General features: G+C 41.4%; 23 protein-coding genes and 1 pseudogene. 12 read left to right on the top strand and 12 right to left on the bottom strand.

What is annotated here, in order from left to right:
- The first annotated feature begins 4 nt into the window (after positions 1-4).
- Positions 5-2,434 (top strand): ATP-binding protein, encoded by a 2,430-nt coding sequence (locus HWQ43_RS00890; protein ID WP_292728970.1) that lies wholly within the window; start codon positions 5-7, stop codon positions 2,432-2,434.
- A 115-nt stretch (positions 2,435-2,549) separates the two neighbouring features.
- Positions 2,550-3,851, top strand: a complete 1,302-nt coding sequence (locus HWQ43_RS00885; protein ID WP_292728967.1) for a response regulator — start codon at positions 2,550-2,552, stop codon at positions 3,849-3,851.
- A 259-nt stretch (positions 3,852-4,110) separates the two neighbouring features.
- Here the strand turns inward: HWQ43_RS00885 and HWQ43_RS00880 are convergent, their stop codons facing one another.
- The gene (locus HWQ43_RS00880) at positions 4,111-4,251 is read right to left on the bottom strand and encodes a hypothetical protein (RefSeq protein ID WP_292728964.1); all 141 of its coding nucleotides are present in this window, start codon (positions 4,249-4,251) and stop codon (positions 4,111-4,113) included.
- A gap of 38 nt (positions 4,252-4,289) precedes the next feature.
- Here HWQ43_RS00880 and HWQ43_RS00875 point away from each other — a divergent pair, with 38 nt between their 5' ends.
- From HWQ43_RS00875 to HWQ43_RS00855, 5 genes are all read left to right on the top strand, one after another.
- Complete coding sequence (locus HWQ43_RS00875; RefSeq protein ID WP_292728961.1) at positions 4,290-4,892, top strand: hypothetical protein; 603 nt, start codon at positions 4,290-4,292, stop codon at positions 4,890-4,892.
- Positions 4,893-5,211: 319 nt separating this feature from the next.
- On the top strand, positions 5,212-9,198 hold the full coding sequence (locus HWQ43_RS00870) for a magnesium chelatase subunit H (RefSeq protein ID WP_292728958.1): 3,987 nt from the start codon (positions 5,212-5,214) through the stop codon (positions 9,196-9,198).
- 53 nt (positions 9,199-9,251) lie between these two features.
- Positions 9,252-9,827, top strand: coding sequence for a Uma2 family endonuclease (locus HWQ43_RS00865; protein WP_292728955.1), 576 nt, complete (start codon positions 9,252-9,254; stop codon positions 9,825-9,827).
- Positions 9,828-9,885: 58 nt separating this feature from the next.
- On the top strand, positions 9,886-10,164 hold the full coding sequence (locus HWQ43_RS00860) for a type II toxin-antitoxin system RelE/ParE family toxin (RefSeq protein WP_292728953.1): 279 nt from the start codon (positions 9,886-9,888) through the stop codon (positions 10,162-10,164).
- Between the two features lie 75 nt (positions 10,165-10,239).
- On the top strand, positions 10,240-10,551 hold the full coding sequence (locus tag HWQ43_RS00855; protein ID WP_292728950.1) for a HigA family addiction module antitoxin: 312 nt from the start codon (positions 10,240-10,242) through the stop codon (positions 10,549-10,551).
- Positions 10,552-10,677: 126 nt separating this feature from the next.
- Here HWQ43_RS00855 and HWQ43_RS00850 read toward each other — a convergent pair whose 3' ends face one another.
- Positions 10,678-12,438 (bottom strand): AIPR family protein, encoded by a 1,761-nt coding sequence (locus tag HWQ43_RS00850; RefSeq protein ID WP_292728948.1) that lies wholly within the window; start codon positions 12,436-12,438, stop codon positions 10,678-10,680.
- A gap of 280 nt (positions 12,439-12,718) precedes the next feature.
- On the opposite strand from HWQ43_RS00850, the gene HWQ43_RS00845 reads away from it, so the two are divergent.
- The 3 genes from HWQ43_RS00845 (at position 12,719) to HWQ43_RS00835 (ending at position 13,691) form a co-directional block, all read left to right on the top strand.
- Entirely contained in the window at positions 12,719-12,877 is a 159-nt protein-coding gene (locus HWQ43_RS00845; RefSeq protein ID WP_292728944.1) for a hypothetical protein, read from the top strand.
- A 68-nt stretch (positions 12,878-12,945) separates the two neighbouring features.
- Positions 12,946-13,362 (top strand): XisH family protein, encoded by a 417-nt coding sequence (locus HWQ43_RS00840; RefSeq protein WP_292728942.1) that lies wholly within the window; start codon positions 12,946-12,948, stop codon positions 13,360-13,362.
- Positions 13,350-13,691: a XisI protein gene (locus HWQ43_RS00835; RefSeq protein WP_292728939.1), complete on the top strand. Its 342-nt coding sequence runs from the start codon at positions 13,350-13,352 to the stop codon at positions 13,689-13,691. Before HWQ43_RS00840 ends, HWQ43_RS00835 begins: the two co-directional genes overlap by 13 nt.
- Positions 13,692-13,695: 4 nt before the next feature.
- Here HWQ43_RS00835 and HWQ43_RS00830 read toward each other — a convergent pair whose 3' ends face one another.
- Positions 13,696-13,860, bottom strand: a complete 165-nt coding sequence (locus HWQ43_RS00830; protein ID WP_292728937.1) for a hypothetical protein — start codon at positions 13,858-13,860, stop codon at positions 13,696-13,698.
- Between the two features lie 15 nt (positions 13,861-13,875).
- Here HWQ43_RS00830 and HWQ43_RS00825 point away from each other — a divergent pair, with 15 nt between their 5' ends.
- Entirely contained in the window at positions 13,876-14,100 is a 225-nt protein-coding gene (locus HWQ43_RS00825) for an addiction module protein (protein WP_292728935.1), read from the top strand.
- Complete coding sequence (locus tag HWQ43_RS00820) at positions 14,097-14,393, top strand: type II toxin-antitoxin system RelE/ParE family toxin (RefSeq protein WP_292728932.1); 297 nt, start codon at positions 14,097-14,099, stop codon at positions 14,391-14,393. The genes HWQ43_RS00825 and HWQ43_RS00820 overlap by 4 nt, the downstream gene beginning before the upstream one ends.
- A 183-nt stretch (positions 14,394-14,576) precedes the next feature.
- Here HWQ43_RS00820 and HWQ43_RS00815 read toward each other — a convergent pair.
- From HWQ43_RS00815 to HWQ43_RS00775, 9 genes and pseudogenes are all read right to left on the bottom strand, one after another.
- Positions 14,577-14,925, bottom strand: a pseudogene (locus HWQ43_RS00815) (hypothetical protein).
- On the bottom strand, positions 14,918-15,133 hold the full coding sequence (locus HWQ43_RS00810) for a hypothetical protein (protein ID WP_100899550.1): 216 nt from the start codon (positions 15,131-15,133) through the stop codon (positions 14,918-14,920). Before HWQ43_RS00810 ends, HWQ43_RS00815 begins: the two are co-directional and overlap by 8 nt.
- Positions 15,134-15,223: 90 nt before the next feature.
- On the bottom strand, positions 15,224-15,388 hold the full coding sequence (locus HWQ43_RS00805; RefSeq protein WP_292728927.1) for a hypothetical protein: 165 nt from the start codon (positions 15,386-15,388) through the stop codon (positions 15,224-15,226).
- A 3-nt stretch (positions 15,389-15,391) separates the two neighbouring features.
- Positions 15,392-15,682: a hypothetical protein gene (locus HWQ43_RS00800; protein WP_292728925.1), complete on the bottom strand. Its 291-nt coding sequence runs from the start codon at positions 15,680-15,682 to the stop codon at positions 15,392-15,394.
- Positions 15,683-15,990: 308 nt separating this feature from the next.
- The gene (locus tag HWQ43_RS00795) at positions 15,991-17,046 is read right to left on the bottom strand and encodes a catalase family protein (protein ID WP_292728923.1); all 1,056 of its coding nucleotides are present in this window, start codon (positions 17,044-17,046) and stop codon (positions 15,991-15,993) included.
- A gap of 151 nt (positions 17,047-17,197) precedes the next feature.
- On the bottom strand, positions 17,198-17,605 hold the full coding sequence (locus tag HWQ43_RS00790) for a hypothetical protein (RefSeq protein ID WP_292728920.1): 408 nt from the start codon (positions 17,603-17,605) through the stop codon (positions 17,198-17,200).
- Positions 17,606-17,673: 68 nt separating this feature from the next.
- A complete protein-coding gene (locus HWQ43_RS00785; protein ID WP_292728918.1) occupies positions 17,674-19,179 on the bottom strand; it encodes a GMC family oxidoreductase N-terminal domain-containing protein in 1,506 nt (501 codons plus the stop codon).
- A 413-nt stretch (positions 19,180-19,592) separates the two neighbouring features.
- The gene (locus tag HWQ43_RS00780) at positions 19,593-20,243 is read right to left on the bottom strand and encodes a response regulator transcription factor (protein ID WP_292728916.1); all 651 of its coding nucleotides are present in this window, start codon (positions 20,241-20,243) and stop codon (positions 19,593-19,595) included.
- A gap of 74 nt (positions 20,244-20,317) precedes the next feature.
- Positions 20,318-20,767, bottom strand: a 450-nt coding sequence (locus HWQ43_RS00775) for an ATP-binding protein (RefSeq protein ID WP_292728914.1), incomplete at its 5' end; no start/stop codon positions are given.

Below are 20,767 nucleotides of genomic sequence, written 5' to 3'. Positions count from 1 at the left end.
CCCTGTGATAAAAGGCAACTACAGCCCATCTGACACCAAAATGTATTCCTCGCGGAATTTGCTGATCCGATTTATTCTCGGTGGCACTACTCTTATTGTGAGTATTTCTGCCTATTTTAGCTATCAGGCTGCTCGGAAAATAACGCTAGAAGACTTGAGAGGAAAAGCTTTTTTAGAGGTACAGAAAGGGGTTGATGAAATTGAAGAGTGGTTGCATGTTCGCAAAGTAGAGGTGCAAACCCTTGCTTATACTTCAACTGTACGCTCCTTAGACTGGTCTGTGGCGGAACCCTATTTAAAGTCAGAAGTTGAGCGGATCAATGAATTTTTCTTTTTCCAAATAGCTACCCCGGATGGTTCGTATTTTAATACTAAGGTTGGTCGGTCAAATAAGAATATTAAAGATCGAGCCTACTTTCAAAAAGCATTAGCCGGAAAAAGCAACATTTCCGATCCCTTTATCAGCCGTTCCACAGGCATTCCTTTAATTGCGATCGCCACTCCAATCTGGTCAAATTCTCCTACCAATCGTTCACCAATTGGGGTTTTCCACGGCAATGTTAAAGTTGATCGCATTGCTAAGGTGGTCAACTCGCTGCGCTATGGCAAGAACAGCTATGCGTTCGCCCTGAATTCCCAAGGAGAAGCAATCGTCTATCCCAACTCAACGTTAATGTCAACGGTAGAAAAACCTGCACCCAGCCTGCTGAAAATTCCAGATCGTAATTTAAATGCGATCGCGCAGCGAATGATAAACAAACAACAGGGAATTCAGTTGATGGAAATTGACGGCACCAAAAAGTATGTTGCTTATGTGCCGTTGCGAGAAGCTAATTGGTCTGTGGCTTTGGTAATTCCGCGCCAAAATATTGAATCTCGGCTACAATTTCTCGATCTGATTGCCCTAATTGTGGGCGGATTGACAGTGACGATGATTGCTGTCTTGTGGCAGGTACAAGCCTTTGAACAAGCTCAACTGAAAAAATCTAAAGCAGCAGATGATACCGCAAATCATGCTAAGAGCGAATTTTTAGCCAACATGAGCCATGAACTGCGAACGCCCTTGAATGGTATTTTGGGTTGCGCTCAAATTTTGCTGCGTTCTAAAGGTTTGCCGGAGCCAGAGCAATATCATGTAAACATCATTGAACAGTGTGGCTCTCATCTACTGACTTTAATTAATGACATTTTGGATCTTTCCAAAATTGAAGCGCGAAAACTGGAACTGCATTCTCAAGATGTGCATTTTTCGTCTTTTTTACAGGGAATTGCGGAAATTTGCCAGATTCGGGCAGAGCAAAAAGGTATTTTATTTGTCTATGAACTCGCCAGCAACTTACCCACAGCTGTTCATGTCGATGTCAAAAGGTTACGTCAGGTTCTCTTGAATCTGCTGGGAAATGCCATTAAATTTACCGATGAGGGTAAGGTTAGCTTCAAGGTTGAGGTAATCGATCGACTTCCTGCTGATGGGCAGACAGAGAAATATCACATTCACTTTAGTGTAAAAGACACAGGAATTGGTATAACTCCAACCCAATTAGACAACATTTTTTTGCCATTTGAACAAGTAGGTGAGAAAAAGCATCAGATAGAAGGGACAGGGCTGGGTTTAGCTATTACTCGGCAGTTGGTGCAGATGATGGGTAGCGATATCCAGGTTAAAAGTCAGCTCGGTCAAGGTAGTACTTTCTGGTTTGAAATTGCGATCGCCGAAGCCAGCGAATGGGTAGAGTCTGCTATGGCTGCATCCAAGGGACAAATCATTGGTTTTGAAGGTAGTCCCCGCACTATCCTGATGGTTGACGATCGCTGGGAGAATCGCACAGTAATTACAAATTTACTGCAACCATTGGGTTTCAACGTAGTTGAAGCCAGCAACGGTAAAGAAGGTTTAGAAAAAGCGATCGCCCTTAAACCAGACTTGGTGATTACAGATTTGCTGATGCCAGAAATGGATGGGTTTGAATTAATTAAACACCTGCGTCATACCCCAGGTATCCAGGATGTCAAGATTATCGTCTCTTCTGCTAGTGTCTTTGAAGCCGATCAACATCGCAGTCTGCAAGCAGGAGGTGACACCTTTTTGAGCAAACCTGTACAGGTAGATGAATTACTACATCAATTAGAGTGTCATTTAGATTTGGTATGGATTTACCAGCAGAGTGAGAAACAAATAATCAATTCTTCGGCTACAACACTTGATAGCTCATCAGATAAATTGACTCCTCCTTCGCCCGATGTATTGCGGGAACTGATGAATTTAGCGAGTAAAGGTAACTTCAATGACATTCTCAAATGGGCAGATAAACTAGAAGAAACAGACACAAAATTCGCTCCCTTTGCTAACCAATTGCGGCAGCTAGCCAGGCAGTTTGATGAAGATTTAATCCTCAAGTTTTTGATCGAAAAAGAAAATGATTATTTTCTCTAAACTTCTTTATTTAAATTTATTTATACGGATTGTAATGCGTGAATTTTGAATTTAGAATGTTCGCCTTTGGCGTCTCGCAGAGAAGCAACGTGAATCAATATAGGTTAGAAATATTATGACAGCAACGATAGGCGATCAAAGAAATTCCCTAAATCGCGAGCCTAGCAGAGGAATTATTTTAGTCGTTGACGATAACCCTGCCAACTTACAAGTTTTGTCGAGCTTTTTGGATCAGTCGAGCTTTGAAGTTTGGGCAGCTCGCAGTGGTGAAAAAGCCATTCAGAGATTAGACAATGATAATTTACCTGATTTAATCTTGCTTGATATAATGATGCCGGGTATCGATGGTTTTGAAACTTGTAAATACCTAAAAAGTGAAAGCAATCCTCGTGTCCGGGATATTCCGATCATTTTTATGACTGCTCTTTCAGATACTGCTGATAAGGTTAAAGGATTGCGACTAGGAGCCGTAGATTATATTACTAAACCTTTTCAATATGAAGAGGTGTTGGTGCGAATAGAGCAGCAACTGAAACTGAGAAATTTGACAAAAACCTTGATTGCCAAAAACGCCGAATTACAACAGATTCAAACCCAACTGATTCATGCAGAAAAGGTTGCCACCTTGGGTCAAATGACAGCAGGAATTGCCCATGAAGTAAATAATCCTATCAATTTTATCGCTGGCAACTTGAATTTTATTGAACAGTATTTTCAAGAGATTGTTAATTTACTGGAACTATATCAAAAGTATCTGCCCGACCCACCTTATGAAATCCAAAATGCTATTAAAACAAAAGACATCAGCTATTTGTTAAATGATTTCTCCAAAATTATTCAATCTATGCAGTTAGGTACAGATCGCGTTACAGAAATTGTGTCATCGTTGAATAAGTTCTCTCGATACGGAGAAGCAGGGAAAAAGCTGGCTAACCTTCATGAAGGATTAGAAACTACGCTACTCATTCTTGGGCATCGACTTAAATCAAATGCTCATCGTCCAACAATTAAATTAATCAAAGAATATGGAGATTTACCACTTATTGAGTGCTATGCAAGCGAACTAAATCAGGTTTTTATGAATTTGATTAGTAATGGGATAGATGCAGTTGAAGAAATACAAAAAAATCAACATTTCGATGAAAATTTTAGACATATTGGGATGATTTGGATTAAAACGGAAGCCATTGCAGAGCGAGTTATTCTCAGAATTGCAGACAATGGGTCAGGAATCAGCGAAGCAAATCGGACAAAGATATTCGATGCTTTTTACACTACAAAAGTTATCGGTAAAGGAACAGGGCTAGGTTTATCTATTGCTTACCAAATTGTAGTTAACAATCATGGCGGTAAGCTAAGTTGCCATTCAACACAAGGTGAAGGTACAGAGTTTGTGATTGAATTACCTATCCGATAAATTAGAATACTAAATCCTAAACTGCATTGGCATTCAGAAAATACTTGCAATTGCTGAATTCTACTTATTGAAGCACTAAACGATACCAGAATCCACCGTAATGTTGCTGCATCAACAGCAGTATTAGCTGGGTTAGCATTAAATAAATATCTAATTAAAAGAATTTTGCGGAGTAAGACTATGCGCAAATCTGTGATTTATCAAGATATTCTGCAAGAAGGGCTTGAATAAAAAGCTCAATGAATTACAGTAAATATGCTTAATCAAGGAATTGCGATCGCATTTCCTGAACTCTATCGACTTCTGGGTAAGAAATGGCGATCGCGGCCTCTTTGACACAGCATTTGGACAAGGCGATCGCTCTTGTCGCTCCCATCCCCAAGAAAACACCTATAAACACGATAGGATCAATACTCGTAGAGTAATATCATATTTATAATGTCTTATAGTGACTTCTCGCTGTCAAAAGTCAAACGCGACTTTAACTTAACGATAGTTGAAAGTGGACGGTTTTTACCAGAAATGCAGTCTATAGAACCTAGTTTTTACCTCAAAGAAGCACTAAGCGAAGGACTACCACTAGCAACAGCAACTGGTTCAGAAAAAGCTCGTTCAGAGTTAATTATTAGTCCAATACTCGTAGAAGTTCGGAAAATTCTTGAACGCAAAGTCAGCTTTTTTTCGGGTGAAGATTTTACCGTTGCATCGGAGCTAGGCTTAAATGGAGTATGTGATTTTTTAATTAGCCGCTCACCCGAACAAATATTTATTGAAGCTCCTGCGATCGTAATTATTGAAGCGAAAAAAGGTGATTTAAAACCTGGTTTAGGGCAATGTGCAGCAGAAATGATTGCCGCCCAAAAATTTAATGAAATCAATAATATACCGATTAAAACAATTTATGGCAGCATCAGCAGCGGTACGGCTTGGCGATTTTTGAAATTAGAAGAGCAAACACTGAGTATTGACTTGAATGATTATACCGTTCCACCAGTGGAAATACTTTTGGGAATGTTAGTTTGGATGGTGCGGGAAGGTTGATTCAGAATTGATTTTAACAAACCGCTTACATGGGTTTTATTTTTTTTAAATAGTATATAGTCAAATAGTTATTTAGCCATAAAATGACATTACAAAAAATTTACATATAAGTGAGTAAACACTTTTATATAAAGTCAACAATTACGAAGAAATATTTCGTTTTTTATATCGATTTGTGTCATATAGGCGATAAAATGCCTACTGGGCAAGCGTTTTCTGATAAAAAACAGATATTGCCTAAAAGATCACAAGTTACCTGTGGCTGATGATGCCGCTAGGAACTTACAGAGAGAACACGCATCAAAGGAGCCGAAGAAGCATGTTCACACACGTCAAGTCCACCATTAGACACATTGCGCCTGATAACTTACGCGGTCGTAGTTTAATCAAGGTGGTCTATGTCGTGCTTGAGTCCCAGTACCAGAGTGCTTTGTCGCAAGCGGTTCGCACGATTAACGCGAACAATCCAAACTTGGCGATTGAAATCAGCGGGTACTTGATTGAGGAACTCCGCGACCCAGAAAATTACGAGGAGTTTAAACGAGAAATTGAGAATGCGAATATCTTCATCGCTTCCCTCATTTTCATCGAAGACTTAGCACAGAAAGTTGTAGCAGCAGTAGAACCACACCGCGATCGCTTGGATGTTTCCGTTGTCTTTCCCTCAATGCCAGAGGTAATGCGCCTGAGTAAAATGGGCAGCTTTTCCTTGGCACAGTTGGGTCAGTCAAAAAGTGCGATCGCCCAATTCATGCGGAAACGCAAAGAAAAATCCGGTGCGGGATTCCAAGATGGGATGCTGAAGCTTTTGCGAACCCTACCGCAAGTTCTGAAGTTTTTACCGATGGATAAGGCACAGGATGCCCGAAATTTCATGCTCAGTTTTCAGTATTGGCTAGGTGGTTCTCCAGAAAACCTGGAAAACTTCTTGCTGATGCTAGCTGATAAATATGTATTTAAAGGTTTAGAAAAACAGAATTTTGCACCTTCTACATACGAACAGCCGGTGGTTTATCCCGATTTAGGGATTTGGCATCCTTTGGCTCCCAGTATGTTTGAAGATGTCAGAGAGTACCTCAATTGGTATACAGCTCGTAAGGATATTTCTAGTGATCTAAAAGATCCCCTAGCTCCTTGTGTCGGGTTAGTATTGCAACGTACTCACCTAGTTACAGGCGATGATGCCCATTATGTCGCAATGGTGCAGGAGTTGGAAGCACTAGGCGCACGGGTATTACCTGTGTTTGCTGGTGGTTTGGATTTCTCCAAGCCTGTTGATGCTTACTTCTACGAACCAATTACCAAGATACAGTTAGTAGATGCAGTAATATCGCTGACTGGTTTTGCTTTAGTGGGTGGCCCAGCTAGACAAGATCATCCCAAGGCAATTGAATCACTCAAACGCTTAAATCGTCCTTATATGGTGGCGTTACCCTTAGTATTCCAAACCACAGAAGAGTGGATGGATAGCGATTTAGGGTTACATCCAATTCAAGTAGCTTTGCAAATTGCAATTCCGGAATTGGATGGAGCAATTGAGCCGATTATCTTATCGGGTAGAGATGGAACTACTGGGAAAGCGATCGCACTCCGCGATCGGGTTGAAGCTGTAGCCGAACGCGCCTTAAAATGGGCTAACCTCCGCCGCAAGCCGAAGCTCGATAAAAAAGTCGCCATCACCGTTTTTAGTTTCCCGCCAGATAAAGGCAACGTGGGAACCGCCGCTTACTTGGATGTATTCGGCTCCATCTACGAGGTAATGAAAGCCCTTAAAAATAACGGCTACGACTTACCAGAATTGCCAGAATCAGCCGAAGCGTTGATGCAAGAAGTCATCCATGACGCTCAAGCGCAGTACAACAGCCCAGAACTGAACGTTGCTTACAAAATGTCGGTTCCTGAGTATGAGGCACTTACCCCTTACTCTCACCGATTAGAGGAAAACTGGGGCCCACCTCCCGGACATCTCAACAGCGATGGGCAAAATCTGCTAATTTATGGTAAGCAATTCGGTAATGTCTTCATCGGTGTACAACCTACATTCGGTTACGAAGGCGACCCGATGCGGCTGTTGTTCTCCCGTTCAGCGAGTCCTCACCACGGTTTTGCTGCTTACTACACTTACCTAGAGCAAGTTTGGAAAGCTGATGCTGTACTGCACTTTGGTACACACGGTTCCTTAGAATTCATGCCAGGTAAACAGATGGGGATGTCTGGTGATTGTTATCCAGATAACTTGATTGGTTCAATTCCCAACCTGTATTACTACGCAGCAAATAATCCGAGTGAAGCGACAATTGCCAAACGCCGGAGTTATGCCGAAACAATTTCCTACTTGACACCGCCGGCAGAAAATGCTGGTTTGTATAAAGGTTTGAAGGAACTCAGCGAGTTAATTGCTTCCTACCAAACCTTGAAAGATAGTGGACGCGGTGTTTCCATTGTTAACAGCATCATGGATAAATGCCGGATCGTGAATCTGGATAAGGATATTAACCTGCCAGAAACCGATGCCAGAGACATGAGTACCGATGAGCGGGATAATATTGTTGGCAACGTTTACCGCAAGTTGATGGAAATCGAGTCGCGGTTGTTGCCTTGTGGGTTGCACGTCATTGGTAAACCGCCAAGTGCAGAAGAAGCGATCGCAACTCTCGTCAACATTGCTAGTCTAGATCGTCAAGAAGAAGGACTTCAAGGCTTACCGGGAATTATCGCTAACAGCATTGGGCGTAACATTGATGATATTTACCAAAATAGCGATCGGGGCATTTTAGAAGATGTCCAGTTATTGCAAGATATCACTTTGGCAACCCGTGCAGCAGTTACCGCCCTTGTCCAAGAGCAAATCGACGCCGATGGACGAGTTTCTCTGGTTTCCCGGTTGAATTTCTTCAACATGGGCAAAAAGGAACCTTGGGTAGAAGCATTGCATAAAGCAGGTTATCCCAAAGTTGACACCGCCGCCCTAAAACCCCTACTTGAGTATTTGGAATTCTGCTTGCAACAAGTTTGTGCCGACAACGAACTAGGAGCATTACTCAGAGGGCTGGAAGGTGAGTACATTTTACCTGGCCCTGGTGGCGATCCCATCCGCAACCCGGATGTATTGCCTACAGGTAAGAATATCCATGCTTTAGATCCGCAATCCATCCCAACAACGGCAGCAGTCCAATCAGCCAAAATCGTCGTAGATCGGCTTTTGGTACGTAACAAGGCTGAAAATGATGGAAAATGGCCAGAAACCATCGCCTGTGTCCTCTGGGGAACCGATAACATCAAAACTTACGGTGAATCCCTAGCGCAAATTATGTGGATGGTGGGTGTGCGTCCAGTTCCCGATGCCTTGGGACGGGTGAACAAGTTGGAATTGATATCTCTAGAAGAGTTGGGACGCCCCAGAATTGATGTGGTAATCAACTGTTCTGGTGTATTCCGCGACTTGTTCATCAACCAAATGAACCTGCTAGACCAAGGCGTGAAAATGGCGGCTGAGGCGGATGAACCTTTAGAAATGAACTTTGTTCGCAAACACGCTTTGCAGCAAGCTGAAGAAATGGGGATTAATCTGCGTCAAGCAGCGACGCGCGTTTTCTCCAACGCTTCTGGTTCCTACTCGTCAAATATCAACTTGGCGGTAGAAAACAGCACTTGGGATAGCGAAGCCGAGTTGCAGGAAATGTATCTCAACCGGAAATCTTTCTCCTTCAATTCTGATAACCCCGGAATTATGGACGAATCGCGGCAGATTTTTGAAAGTACATTGAAAACTGCTGATGCAACTTTCCAAAATTTGGATTCTTCGGAGATTAGCTTAACTGACGTTTCTCATTACTTCGATTCAGATCCCACTAAGCTGGTGGCAAGTCTGCGGGGTGATGGTAAAAAACCAGCATCTTATATTGCAGATACAACCACAGCTAACGCCCAAGTGCGGACATTATCAGAAACCGTGCGTTTAGATGCGCGTACCAAATTGTTAAATCCCAAATGGTACGAGGGTATGCTGTCTCACGGTTACGAAGGTGTGCGCGAACTCTCCAAGCGGTTGGTGAATACAACAGGTTGGAGTGCGACAGCCGGCGCTGTGGATAACTGGATTTATGAGGATACTAACGAAACCTTCATCAAAGATGAAGAAATGCAGAAACGGTTGCTGAATCTCAATCCCCATTCTTTCCGCAAGATTGTATCAACTTTGTTGGAAGTCAATGGACGCGGTTATTGGGAAACTAGCGAGGATAATTTAGATCGTCTGCGCGAGTTATACCAAGAAGTTGAAGACCGGATTGAAGGGATAGACTAGGATTAATGGGCAGGCTTTATGCCTGCCCTAACTTTTCAATCTGAGATATGACTATGAATGCTTTAACGGTCAACCTTCAATCAGTATTGGAACTGACAGATGAGCAGTTTTTTAATCTATGTCAGGCAAACCGTGACTTGAGGTTTGAACGCACTGCTATGGGAGAATTAATAATCATGCCACCTACAGGGGGAGAAACCGGAAATAAGAATGCCAGAATCACTCAACAATTAATGAATTGGACAGATATCGATGGTACTGGCATCGCTTTTGATTCTTCTACTTGTTTTAAATTACCTAATGGTGCAGATCGTTCGCCTGATGCTTCTTGGATAAAGTTAGAACGATGGGATGCTTTAACTGAAGAAGAAAAACAAAAGTTTCCTCCCATTTCTCCTGATTTTGTAATTGAGTTACTTTCGCCAAGTGATAGTTTGAAAGTTGCTCAGGAAAAGATGAGGGAATATATAGATAATGGTGTGCGTTTGGGTTGGTTAATTAATAGTAAATCGCGGCAAGTAGAGATTTATCGTCAAGGACAAGAGGTTGAGGTATTGGAATCGCCTCTTACTTTGTCAGGAGAAGATGTGTTAAATGGCTTTACGTTAAATCTTGGACTAGTGTGGTAACAGAATGAAGGCATCCATTGTCAAATAATTTATGTAGGTTAGGAAGGTCGAAATTGAAATGATTCAAACATTTCAAAATAAAGCATTAGAAAATTTATTTAGAGAAAATTTTAATAAAGGAGTTCCTGCAAACTTAGAAAAGAAAATTAGAATTAGACTTGAAGTTATAGACTCAGCGTTAATTGTAGAAGATATTAGATTACCGGGTTATGATTTACATGAATTAAAAGGAGACAGGAAAGGAACTTGGTCAATTAAGGTATCAGCAAACTGGCGTATAACTTTTAGATTTGAAGATGGCGATGCTTATGATGTCAACCTTGAAGATTATCATTAGCTCCTGTGTTAATATTAGATTTGGCTAGACAATGCTAAATAAGTTAACCCAATTATTAAGTAAGAAGTATTAATTATGGATAATTGGCAAGATATTACTGATGATAGATTAGTAAGACCAATACATCCTGGCGAAGTAATTGCAGATATTTTAGATGATTTAGATATTACTACCGCAAATTTTGCAGAAGTTTTAGGAGTATCTAATCAAACAATTCAGGAAATTATTAATGGCCAGAGATCAATTACAGTAGATATAGCAATACGTCTTGGTAAAGCTTTAGGAAATGGGCCAAGACTTTGGCTTAATCTTCAGCAAAAAGTCGATCTTTGGGATGCTTTGCAAAGCCATAAAGAAGAATATGAGCAAGTTATGACATTGGTTTAGAAGAAATTGAAATTATATAGAGTATAGAAAACAAGCCTGTGAAAGCAGGCTTGTTTTCTATTGTTTTGTTAGTAGAGATAAATTGCTATTATTTTTTTGATCTTGTCCTGTTCTATACAATTTACTTTATTTAGAATTTCTTTTTGAAAATTCGCTTTCTAGTCTTTTTTTCAACTGTTCAACAAAACTTACAGTTGTGATTACGTCACGATTATCTATATTAATATTTAAATGTAGAAACTGCTCTTCAATAATCTCAGTTCCTTTCTCAAACACTTGCAAATATTCTTGCTGGCTATTAAGCACAGATATAATTTTATTACAATACTGTTCCATTTTTCTTTGATTATCCAGGCTTGGCATATCTGCTCCTGCGGTCAAATACCTCATAGCCATAAGTAAATAATATTTACATTTTTTATACTTAGGGTCTAACTTGTTTCTATTTCTCTGATTAAAAAGATTTTCAAGTCGATAGTAAGCAAAAGCACTTGCATAATAGCTTGTTGGACTATGATTAGCACCAAAAATCTTACTACCTATTTCTCTAGATAAATCTCCATAGGAACGTGATACTCTATGAGGCTGGTCAAGAAACATAGCAGCAAAAGTTTTAATTTGGTCGGGAATTGTAATAACGCGATTTTTCGGTACATCTGCTCTATCGTGATACTGTTTTGAACGTCTTTCATAATATAACTGTTCTCCAGCATGAAAAGATTCAAACGAGTTGTAGCATTGTTCTAATTTCTTTTGGAATTCAGATAACGCTGCAAGTTCTTCTTTTTTAACTGGTGTTTGATGATTAGTTGCTTTAATTATGCTATTTATTACATCATCTTTGTCTGTAACAATTATCTTTACTGGAATTTGTAAATTATTAATACCACTTAAGTTTCTACAGTTAAACAAAACGTGGCTTGTTTGACACCCGTTAACTATTTGATAATCTCGAATGTTAAATCTATTGCCAACAGTATCTAATGATTTAGCTATTATTGTTATTCCATTATTTAAGACTGAAAATCTATCTAATTCTCCTGACTTTAATGTAGACTCGATATCATGATTAACATCATTACTTCCTTGAAAGGCTCGAATATTATCATAAAAAATGGATAATCTAATATTGTCGAACTCATCAACTATTAGTTTTCTGAATTCCGAAAAAGGTAGAGTACCTATATACGATTCAGATATTCCTGAGATTTCAGGTAATACTACTCTGCTAGCAAAAATAATATCTGTACTTAATGCTAGTTTTGTACTTTGATATAGCTTTCTAATTTCATCAGCACCTAGTGCCTGAATTTCTACTTTTTCAAATATGTTTTTATCTTCAATTTCATGTTTTTTAGCACTCATACGCCTGACTAAGTTTTTGTCATCAGTCCATTTACCTGTTGTGATATAGTACATCTTGCATAAAGGTCTTCCCCGTAGCATCATACTACTTTTTGAATATATATGTGTAGCTATTTTTGCTTTATATTCAACCATTTCATTGCGTTCTAAAACTGGTTCTTCTTCCGCAAAAAAATCTGAAACTCCCTCAAAGAACTTTAACATATCTCCACTATCAAAAGTGTTTGATGTTTTAGACTGAATAAAGATAAATGTTGCTTCCATACGTTTATTGATATCAGCTAAATCATCAACTTCTTCAATAGAGTCTACAAGTTTACCATTTACAATAATAGCGATGCCATCAAGTCCGGTATCATTTGAACTGCCTACAGAAACATCTTCTACTTTAAAAGTCTCAGGATACTCTCGTGAAATTACGCAGTAGTTACAAAATTTTTCAAAATCTATTGCTTCTCCTTCTGATTCTATTTCATGTTCTTTTAGAAAAGCTTCTATCAAACTTTTGGTAATTCTATCCACAAAAATACCTCCGTAATATGCTTAATCAGTGATGCTTGTGGCTGATAGTAAATGTACACAAAAAGGCTACTAATTCAAGTATATATAATAACATAAATAACCAAAAACAATGCAAAAGCCTTTCAAACAATTAATCATAAAACGATGATCTGGAAACCCGTGATTGTTAGAATATGCATTACTGTTGAGTTGATTCTAAAGAAATTAGCTGTTGGCAAAACCCCAGAATAAATCCTAGAATCTAATTCACGACTCATACGCGAAGAAATTTGAGCAGCTATTGAGAATTGAATGTCTACACAAAGCGATCGCTTTATTTTTGGGGTTTTCTGTAAAGCGATCGCACTCACTCTTCCATACAGGCAATCGCTTAGTTTTTGATGTTTTCTGCAAGGCGATCGCTCTTTGGGAGTGTAATTTTAAGGGGATGAGATATTGAAGTTATCGGCCAGTGAGTATAATTATAATAACTGAACTTAATATCTAGCCAATATTACTACGAAGGAAATGCCAGCAAAAGACATTTACCATGATGCTGTTAAAAATGCCTTAATTAAAGATGGCTGGACAATTATAGCTGACCCTTATTTTTTGCAGTATGAAGATGCAGAACTTTATGCTGATTTATTTGTAGAAAAAGCCTTGTTAGCAGAACAAGAAGGACGAAAAATAGTTGTAGAAATCAAGAGTTTTATCAGTCCTTCTCCCATGAGAGATTTTGAAAATGCTCTAGGTCAATATATTCTATACCGCGATATTTTACAACTAGCCAGTAAAAACTATAAAATTTATCTAGCAATCAGAGATACAGTATTTGATACTTTCTTTCAAAGAAAATCTATTCAAGCAGTAGTTAAACTTCAGCAAATTGAATTTATTGTTTTTAACAATGAAAGGGAGGAAATTACTTTATGGATAAATTAACACAATATCGAGAGTTAATTAAACAGGTGCTAACTGAATATGATAATTTATCTCGTCAATCACCTGATAAAATTGCTGAAAATTGTTTAGTATTTGATGAAAACCATGATCATTATCTCTGGTTAACTGTAGATTGGCAAGGTAGCAAAAGACTTAAATATACTCATGTTCATATTCGGATTAAAAATGAGAAAATTTTCATAGAAGAAGACTGGACAGAAGAAGGAATAGCGACTGAATTAATGAAATTAGGTGTAAGTAGCAACGATATTGTGTTAGCTTTTCAGCCTCCAGATGTGAGAAAATTTACAGAATTTGCAACAGCTTAGTAGGTTATTTTTCTACCCAAGCGATCGCTTTATTTTTGAGGTTTTTTGTAGGGCGTAGGCGTAGCCCGTCGTAGACATCGCACTGTTGGGCATCAAAGCAAATGCAGCGTTTGATTTGATGGACAAAATCTTGTCCGCTATATTTAAAGTGTACCAGTTGCTTCCTCACTCCAAATTAATCAGTATGGATATCACAGCTACTTTGAACGAAATCGCAACTCTTAGTGTTGAAGATAGAATCCGTATTGTACAGGCAATTTGGGATAGCATCGCAGCAGAGCAAGTTTACCCTGATTTAACCAATGCACAAAAGCAAGAGCTTGATCGTCGAACTGCTGACTATAATTCAAATCCAGATAATGTACTGACTTGGGAGGAAATCAAAGCATCAATTAAGGGGCAACAATGAATTATGTCCTGGTGTTTCGCCCAGAGGTTCGAGAAGAACTCAATGATGCACACAGTTGGTACGAGAGTCAGAAACCCGGTCTGGGTGACGAGTTTTTAGACTGTGTAGACGAAACGGTGAATCGAATTTCTCAGATGCCAGAATCCTATGTAATTGTCTACGGTGATATTCGACGAGCAGTAGTGCGGCGATTTCCCTATGCTGTGTACTATCGGATTGTGTCGAGTCGAGTAATAGTGACGGCAATTTTTCATGGTCGCAAAGATCCAAAATCGTGGCAGACGCGAACCTAACACTATAATTACGGGCGATGTCTAGCGACAAGCCGCTATTGTTTTTGAGGTTTTCTGTAAGGCGATATCTACGGTGAGCTACGCTAACGCACCTCTCTTCCACAACAGGCGATCGCTTAGTTTTTGAGGTTTTCTGTAAGGCGATCGCTCTTTACAATGACCCACACCAAAGCCTTCCGTCCACTACTCTAAGGCTAACGATTTAGGGCTGATCTCAAACTGTAAATGGGAACGGTAGAAACAAACATCAAACTCCATAAAGAAGTTAACTTGCCCCAAAATTAGCGGTACGTTTGTAGCCTGTGTCCATGCAAATACAAGTTGTAACAGTTGTCTGCTGTTCCCACACATACCCAAGCTCAACTCCTACTGGATAGGGAAGCACATTCACGCTTGCTCCAGTATCCAACAGACCGGATGCGATCGCAGAACTTTGCTGGTAGATCAAAGTAAGGGGTAGATAGGGGCGGAAACTGGCTTCGCCCAATGCAACATCAATCGGGATAAAGGAATACCGTTGTGCGTTACGCATGGTCTTGAGTTTTAGCAGCTTCTAGCACTTTTAACATAGTATCTGCTGCTTCAACTGCATCATAAGGCGACCACACAGGATAGGACTGATCGGGCTTAATCAGCTCGGTTTCCTGTTGGGCTAACTCTGAGATTAAAACCTGCATAATATAAAACTTATCTGCTCGACTAAGTTCTCGCAAAGTGGAGATTAATTCTGCTGAAACCATGCAAAGCACTCTAGTAAATCAAGTCTGCTTCTTGATCATAGTTTATTCATTGGGTTTCACTGCGATCGCCTCAAGCTACAACTAGAATAATCATGTCTGCGACTTACCTGATATCTGCTTGTTTATCAGAATAACCATTGCGATCGCATTCACTCTTCCACAACAAGCGATTTCTAACAAACAGCAAGCCGTTACGGGTCTAGGCTTTGTTGTTGAGATTTTCTGTAAGGCGTAGGCGTAGCCCGTCGTAGACATCGCTCACTCTTGGACAACAGGCGATCGCTTTATTTTTGAGGTTTTCTGCAAGGCGATCGCATTTGCTATTTCGGCGACTACATTTGCTATTTCGACGACTACATTTGCTATTTTGGCAACTACATTTGCTATTTCGGCAACTACATTTGCTATTTCGGCTACAGCATTTGCTATTTCGGCGACAGCATTTGCTATTTCGGTGACAGCATTTGCTATTTCGGTGACAGCATTTGCTATTTCGGCGACAGCATTTGCTATTTCGGCGATCGCTGTTACATAAATGATTGCGTTCATCCCGAAACAACCGACAAATATATCTGGATGGATTAGTAAAAATACAGAGAAACTCTCAATATCAACTCTTAATTAAATCCACAAAATTACTCATCTCACGTAGAAAGGCATTCCGCTATGTTGAGATAGAACTATTCAATAAATATCTCCCATGTCTCTAAAAACTCGCGGTTCTGCTGCTGTAGACAAAGCTCAACGCCGTCTTGCATTGCTTAAATCCATTAATGAGAAAGAGCAATCGTTAGTATTCTAGATATTGTGAGACACTACTTCCACCAATTGTTGGCAGAAGTAGTTGGCAAGCAAGATTATTCAGGATCGTCTAAAACTGAACTATATGCTTGCGGCTCTTCAAGGCGGTGGTGTATGTTACTCCGTCGAGCCTTTACTATCTCTTGATAAACTTTTTTACGAGCTAAATTGACACTACCCAAGGGTGCGTGTTCTGGGAGGGTATGCCAAGCCATGAACGATAGACCCTCATCCAGTCGCTTCCGCTCCTCGAAGTCAAATTTCTGAGCTGGAACTGTGATGGTTGCAAACTTGATAAACGGTGAGTCCTTCTCTTGCCACTCCTGCATTGGATCTTCAATTGGAGTTTTCTCATCGTTGACATAAAGCTGCACCAAGAAGTCAAAGGTTGCATCTTTGCCCTCTTCCGACAGATATTTGACGACTGCCTCACGCAAGTAAGTCTCTGAAGTGGGGGGTGAACTGGGAGTATCTTGCTGATGAGGTTTTACAGAAAACTTGATGGACACAGAGCCAAGTTTATAGGGAGTTGTACTCCAATATTGGATCAGCAGTGGATTTGCAACTTGTTTGCTCGTAACCGCTTTGAGAACTTCAAACGTGGGTTCTAGCGAGCGCAGCTCTTCTTCATTTGCTTGACCAACGCTTGCTTTCGTCAGGTTGGCAAACCCTTGGGCATCGTGGACAAAGAAGACCGGATGATTAATCATCAAAAAGTCTTGGGTTTCCTGCTCATCATCCAGCACTTTTTCACCCTCTACCTGTAAGAGTTTGATCGCGAGTGCCCGAACATCGGGATCAAGATCCGACTTGAGCTTACCGCGCTTCTCTACTGAGGAAGCATTGGAGAGCCTCATCCAAAGCGGGTAGGTTTTTGACTGGGCAAATATACCCACCTTCAACGATTCAGGAATATTTTCCTCAACTTTGAACTCTCCCCAAACCAAGCCGTGACTTTTAGGATGGTCTTTTCGTAGGTCTGGGCCCTTCTGGGCTTGAACGTTAAGATCAATGTCCACGATAGTATCAGTAGCTGCTTCTTGAGCAGCAGTGTCCAAGATAGTATTGGTAGCTACTTCTTGGGCAGTAATGGATAGATTAGATTGGCTCATGGTTCTTTCTCCCTATAGTGTAAGTGTTTCAACACTGAGAAAATGAGGGTTGCAGATGGATTTTGATAAACCCTAACTACCTGTTGATTGTGAGTTTACAATGCTACTGCCCCCAGTGTTGCGATCTCTAGGAACGATGATGGTTACGAACTTATAAGACCTCCTCTGGTTGCTGGATTGTTTTCAATGCCCAAACGCTAATTCCGCACCCGAATCCATCTACTATTAATATGAGAATGGCTGTAACTTGAAAAAGCAGACCCCAACCTGCCAAGGAAACTTGAGACACATGATCGGGGCTAATGACGATGAAATGATTGTAGATTCCAAAAAGGAGCGATCCTGCTATTGAACTGAGCAACAGCCAACTACCAATGCGGTAGAACTGTGTCCAAAGTAATACGGCTGCAATGATGGGAGTCAAAAAAATCACAATCCCCACAAACGAACTCTGAAGCAAAGATAGGGCTACTGGGATTTCCACATGTGCTAAACCATGTAGTCCATTAGCGATCGTATGAAGAACCGCGATCGCTGTTCCATATTGAGCAATCTTCATTTTTCTTCTACCTTGGGGTAAAATTCCCATTACAAAAAGTAATTGCGTTAGCGTAGTGAAGCAAAAGCTTATTGCGAATAGGTATGAGTCACTTGTGCTTTCTGTGCTGGCTTGGAAACGCTATCTGCTGCTTTAATTAAATCGGCTGCTTTTTCGCCGATCATAATTGTGGGCGCGTTTGTATGCCCTGTATTTAGAGTTGGCATAATGGAGGCATCGACGATCCGTAAGCCTTCAACTCCATAGACCCGCAGTTGGGAGTCTACAACTGCCATTGAATCTGTGCCCATTTTACAGGTGCAGATTGGATGAAACACCGTACCGCAGTTTTCCCGGATGTATGCTTCAAGGGCTACATCGTCAGTTACATCAGCGCCCGGAGCAACTTCCCGACCGCGAAATTCATCAAAAGCACTGGTCTGGAACAATTGGCGCATTAATTTAACTCCGGCAACGAGCTTTTGCACATCAGATTGACTTTGCAGATAGTTTAGCCGAATCACTGGCGTGTCTCTGGGATCGGTAGAGCGCAAAGACACACTGCCAATGTTTTCAGGATGAACTAAAGCGATTAGACCCGTAAAGCCCAAACCAGAGTTAGGATAGCCAGGAGGTGCCCACATCAACGGGCCAAAGATTAATTCTAAATCTGGCGCAGCCTCCTGATTGTTCTCGCTATGCAAAAACAATCCAACTTCAGCACAGCCATTGCTAGTCGTTGCCGTGTGTAAATCCTGAGTTGCTTCGTAGGGCACAGAAACGAGAATGTGGTCTTGCAGATTTTGACCCACACCAGGTAAATGAGCCACCACAGGAATTCCCATTGCTTGTAATTTTGCTGTATCCCCAACGCCAGAAAGCATTAGCAACTTGGGCGAGTCAAACGAACCCGCACTGACAATCACTTCCTGATTAACTCTGACCTGATGCAGCATTCCCTCACGCAGATATTCCACTCCAACGGCGCGAGTGCCTTCAAACAATAACCGAGTCACCAACGCACCCGTTTGCACCGTTAAGTTCGGGCGATCCAAAATCGGCACGAGAAATGCCGCAGCAACACTGTGCCGTTTCCCCTCTTTGACCGTCAACTGAATCGGCCCCACTCCTTCCTGCTTTATGCCATTGAAATCAGGGTTGTAATCGTATCCCAATGCCACGGCTGCATCAACAAATCGTTGGGAGATGGGAGCAGGGGAGATAACATCAGTGATGCTCAATTCCCCATCTACGCCATGATATGCGTCAGCTCCGCGTTGCTGGTGTTCAGATTTCTTGAAGTAGGGCAGGATATCTTGGTAACTCCAACCAGGATTCCCTAGTGACTCCCAGCGATCGTAATCGTGAGCATTGCCCCGGATATACACCAGGAAATTAATCGAACTGCTGCCCCCCAAGACTTTACCACGAGGACAAAAGATTTGGCGATTGTTGAGATACGGCTCTGGTTCAGAGAAGTATCCCCAGTCCACCTCAGTGCCAGGTAGAGTTGTGCAGTCTAACGGAATGTGAATCTCTGGTTTTGTATGTGGTGATGAAGTTGTGTGCGGGGGAAATGACGAAATATAAAGCACAATTGGATCTGTTGCTGAATTTCTTGAATCATCCTACCTCACTACAGCAAAGACATTGATAGTCACCGTATTACACTAAAAGGACTGACGCATCGATTTTTCCTTGGGTATGGTCGTGTTCTGAAATTGGCATGAGCAGCCTGTCGCGATCGCTTGTCTGACTCATCTTTGTTTTATGCGGTCTGTTGATAGCATTTTGGCGATGAAAATGCTAGAAAGAACAGTAAGAAATTGAATATCGTTTCTTGATTCTGAGAATATGAAAATTGACCCCACTTTGTCGCATCCCCTGCGGGGAGTTTTTGCACTAACAACAGGGATAGGGATCAACTTACTCTTAGGGCTAGAAATAACCTATCCTTAAGAGCAGGTGATAATTCTGAATTTATTCTTCTGTTGCTTTGGCTGAATTCTTAAAGTGTAATGATACCGCGCTTAAGAGCAACAATCATTGCTTGAGTCCGATCGCTCACTCCCAGTTTGCTCAAAATATTTTTCACATGGAATTTGACCGTTCCCTCAGCGATCGCCAAAGTAGTGCTAATCTCTAAGTTACTCTTGCCTGTTGCCATCAGGCGCAACACTTCCAATTCGCGATCGCTTAGTTCTGGACTCCGCATCCGTTCTGCTAGTTTTGCGCCCACGGCAGGAGGGATGTACTGCTGACCTCTGTAAACTGACCGAATTGCTGTCAGTAGTTCGTCTGGTTCTGCATCTTTTAAGACATAACCTTTTGCGCCCGCTCGCAGTCCCCGATAGATGTCTTCGTCGCCGTCATAGGTCGTCAAGACAATGATTCGAGCGTCGGCAAACTCAGCGCAAATGGTAGCGATCGCTTCTACACCACTGAGTTCCGGCATCCGCAAATCCATCAATGTGACATTGGGTTGATGTTGGCAGAACAATTCTACTGCTTCGTAGCCGTTGCAGGCTTGCCCAACTACGGTCATATCCGGTTGATAATCGAGTACGGCTGTTAGACCCTCTCGCATAAATGGATGGTCATCGCCAATCAAGATGCGGATTGCAGAAGAGTAAGGTGTCGCGGTTAAGCTGTGCGTCATGGCGTTTGTACTCTCACTACAATTTCTGTACCTTGTCCAAGGTGACTCACAATCGTCAATTCTCCTCCAATACTTTAGGCGCGTTCGGTCATTCCCAGTAACCCAAAGCCGCGACCGACGGATAGACTTTGGCTTTCAAACCCTTGCCCATTGTCTTTGATTTGCAAGACGACTTGCGATGATTCATACCGCAACTCAAGGCGGATTTCGCTGGCATTGGCATACTTAAAGGCATTGGTTAACGCTTCTTGCCCGATGCGAAATAAATTAGTTTCCACCTCTTTCGGTAAAGTATATGGTTCGCCAATCGCTTCGCAGACGACCTGCACTGAGGTATGAGAAAACATCTGAGCCGCGAGGCGATCGAGTGCGCTATGTAAATCCCCTTCTTCTAATATCTGCGGGCGGAGCGCTTCTACTGAGCGACGGGCATCCGCCAGCCCGGAACGCGCCAAGATGCGCCCTGTTTTTAACGTGAGTTCGATAGAACTAAAAAATAGCAGGAGGCAGTGCAGGCAAATCTT

The organism is Nostoc sp. JL31 (assembly GCF_017114965.1).
Classification (GTDB): domain Bacteria; phylum Cyanobacteriota; class Cyanobacteriia; order Cyanobacteriales; family Nostocaceae; genus Nostoc; species Nostoc punctiforme_A.
The sequence above is the reverse complement of the archived record's forward strand: the minus strand, read 5'-3'. Positions and strand labels throughout refer to the sequence as shown.

Coding starts and splice junctions, on each gene's coding strand:
- HWQ43_RS00800 (WP_292728925.1), bottom strand. CDS start 15,682: ATGAACGCAATCATTTATGTAACAGCGATCGCCGAAATAGCAAATGCT.
- HWQ43_RS00835 (WP_292728939.1), top strand. CDS start 13,350: ATGGATAAATTAACACAATATCGAGAGTTAATTAAACAGGTGCTAACT.
- HWQ43_RS00855 (WP_292728950.1), top strand. CDS start 10,240: ATGGATAATTGGCAAGATATTACTGATGATAGATTAGTAAGACCAATA.
- HWQ43_RS00810 (WP_100899550.1), bottom strand. CDS start 15,133: ATGGTTTCAGCAGAATTAATCTCCACTTTGCGAGAACTTAGTCGAGCA.
- HWQ43_RS00795 (WP_292728923.1), bottom strand. CDS start 17,046: ATGAGCCAATCTAATCTATCCATTACTGCCCAAGAAGTAGCTACCAAT.
- HWQ43_RS00865 (WP_292728955.1), top strand. CDS start 9,252: ATGAATGCTTTAACGGTCAACCTTCAATCAGTATTGGAACTGACAGAT.
- HWQ43_RS00780 (WP_292728916.1), bottom strand. CDS start 20,243: ATGACGCACAGCTTAACCGCGACACCTTACTCTTCTGCAATCCGCATC.
- HWQ43_RS00840 (WP_292728942.1), top strand. CDS start 12,946: ATGCCAGCAAAAGACATTTACCATGATGCTGTTAAAAATGCCTTAATT.
- HWQ43_RS00875 (WP_292728961.1), top strand. CDS start 4,290: ATGTCTTATAGTGACTTCTCGCTGTCAAAAGTCAAACGCGACTTTAAC.
- HWQ43_RS00825 (WP_292728935.1), top strand. CDS start 13,876: ATGGATATCACAGCTACTTTGAACGAAATCGCAACTCTTAGTGTTGAA.
- HWQ43_RS00860 (WP_292728953.1), top strand. CDS start 9,886: ATGATTCAAACATTTCAAAATAAAGCATTAGAAAATTTATTTAGAGAA.
- HWQ43_RS00805 (WP_292728927.1), bottom strand. CDS start 15,388: ATGTCTACGACGGGCTACGCCTACGCCTTACAGAAAATCTCAACAACA.
- HWQ43_RS00820 (WP_292728932.1), top strand. CDS start 14,097: ATGAATTATGTCCTGGTGTTTCGCCCAGAGGTTCGAGAAGAACTCAAT.
- HWQ43_RS00885 (WP_292728967.1), top strand. CDS start 2,550: ATGACAGCAACGATAGGCGATCAAAGAAATTCCCTAAATCGCGAGCCT.
- HWQ43_RS00870 (WP_292728958.1), top strand. CDS start 5,212: ATGTTCACACACGTCAAGTCCACCATTAGACACATTGCGCCTGATAAC.
- HWQ43_RS00790 (WP_292728920.1), bottom strand. CDS start 17,605: ATGAAGATTGCTCAATATGGAACAGCGATCGCGGTTCTTCATACGATC.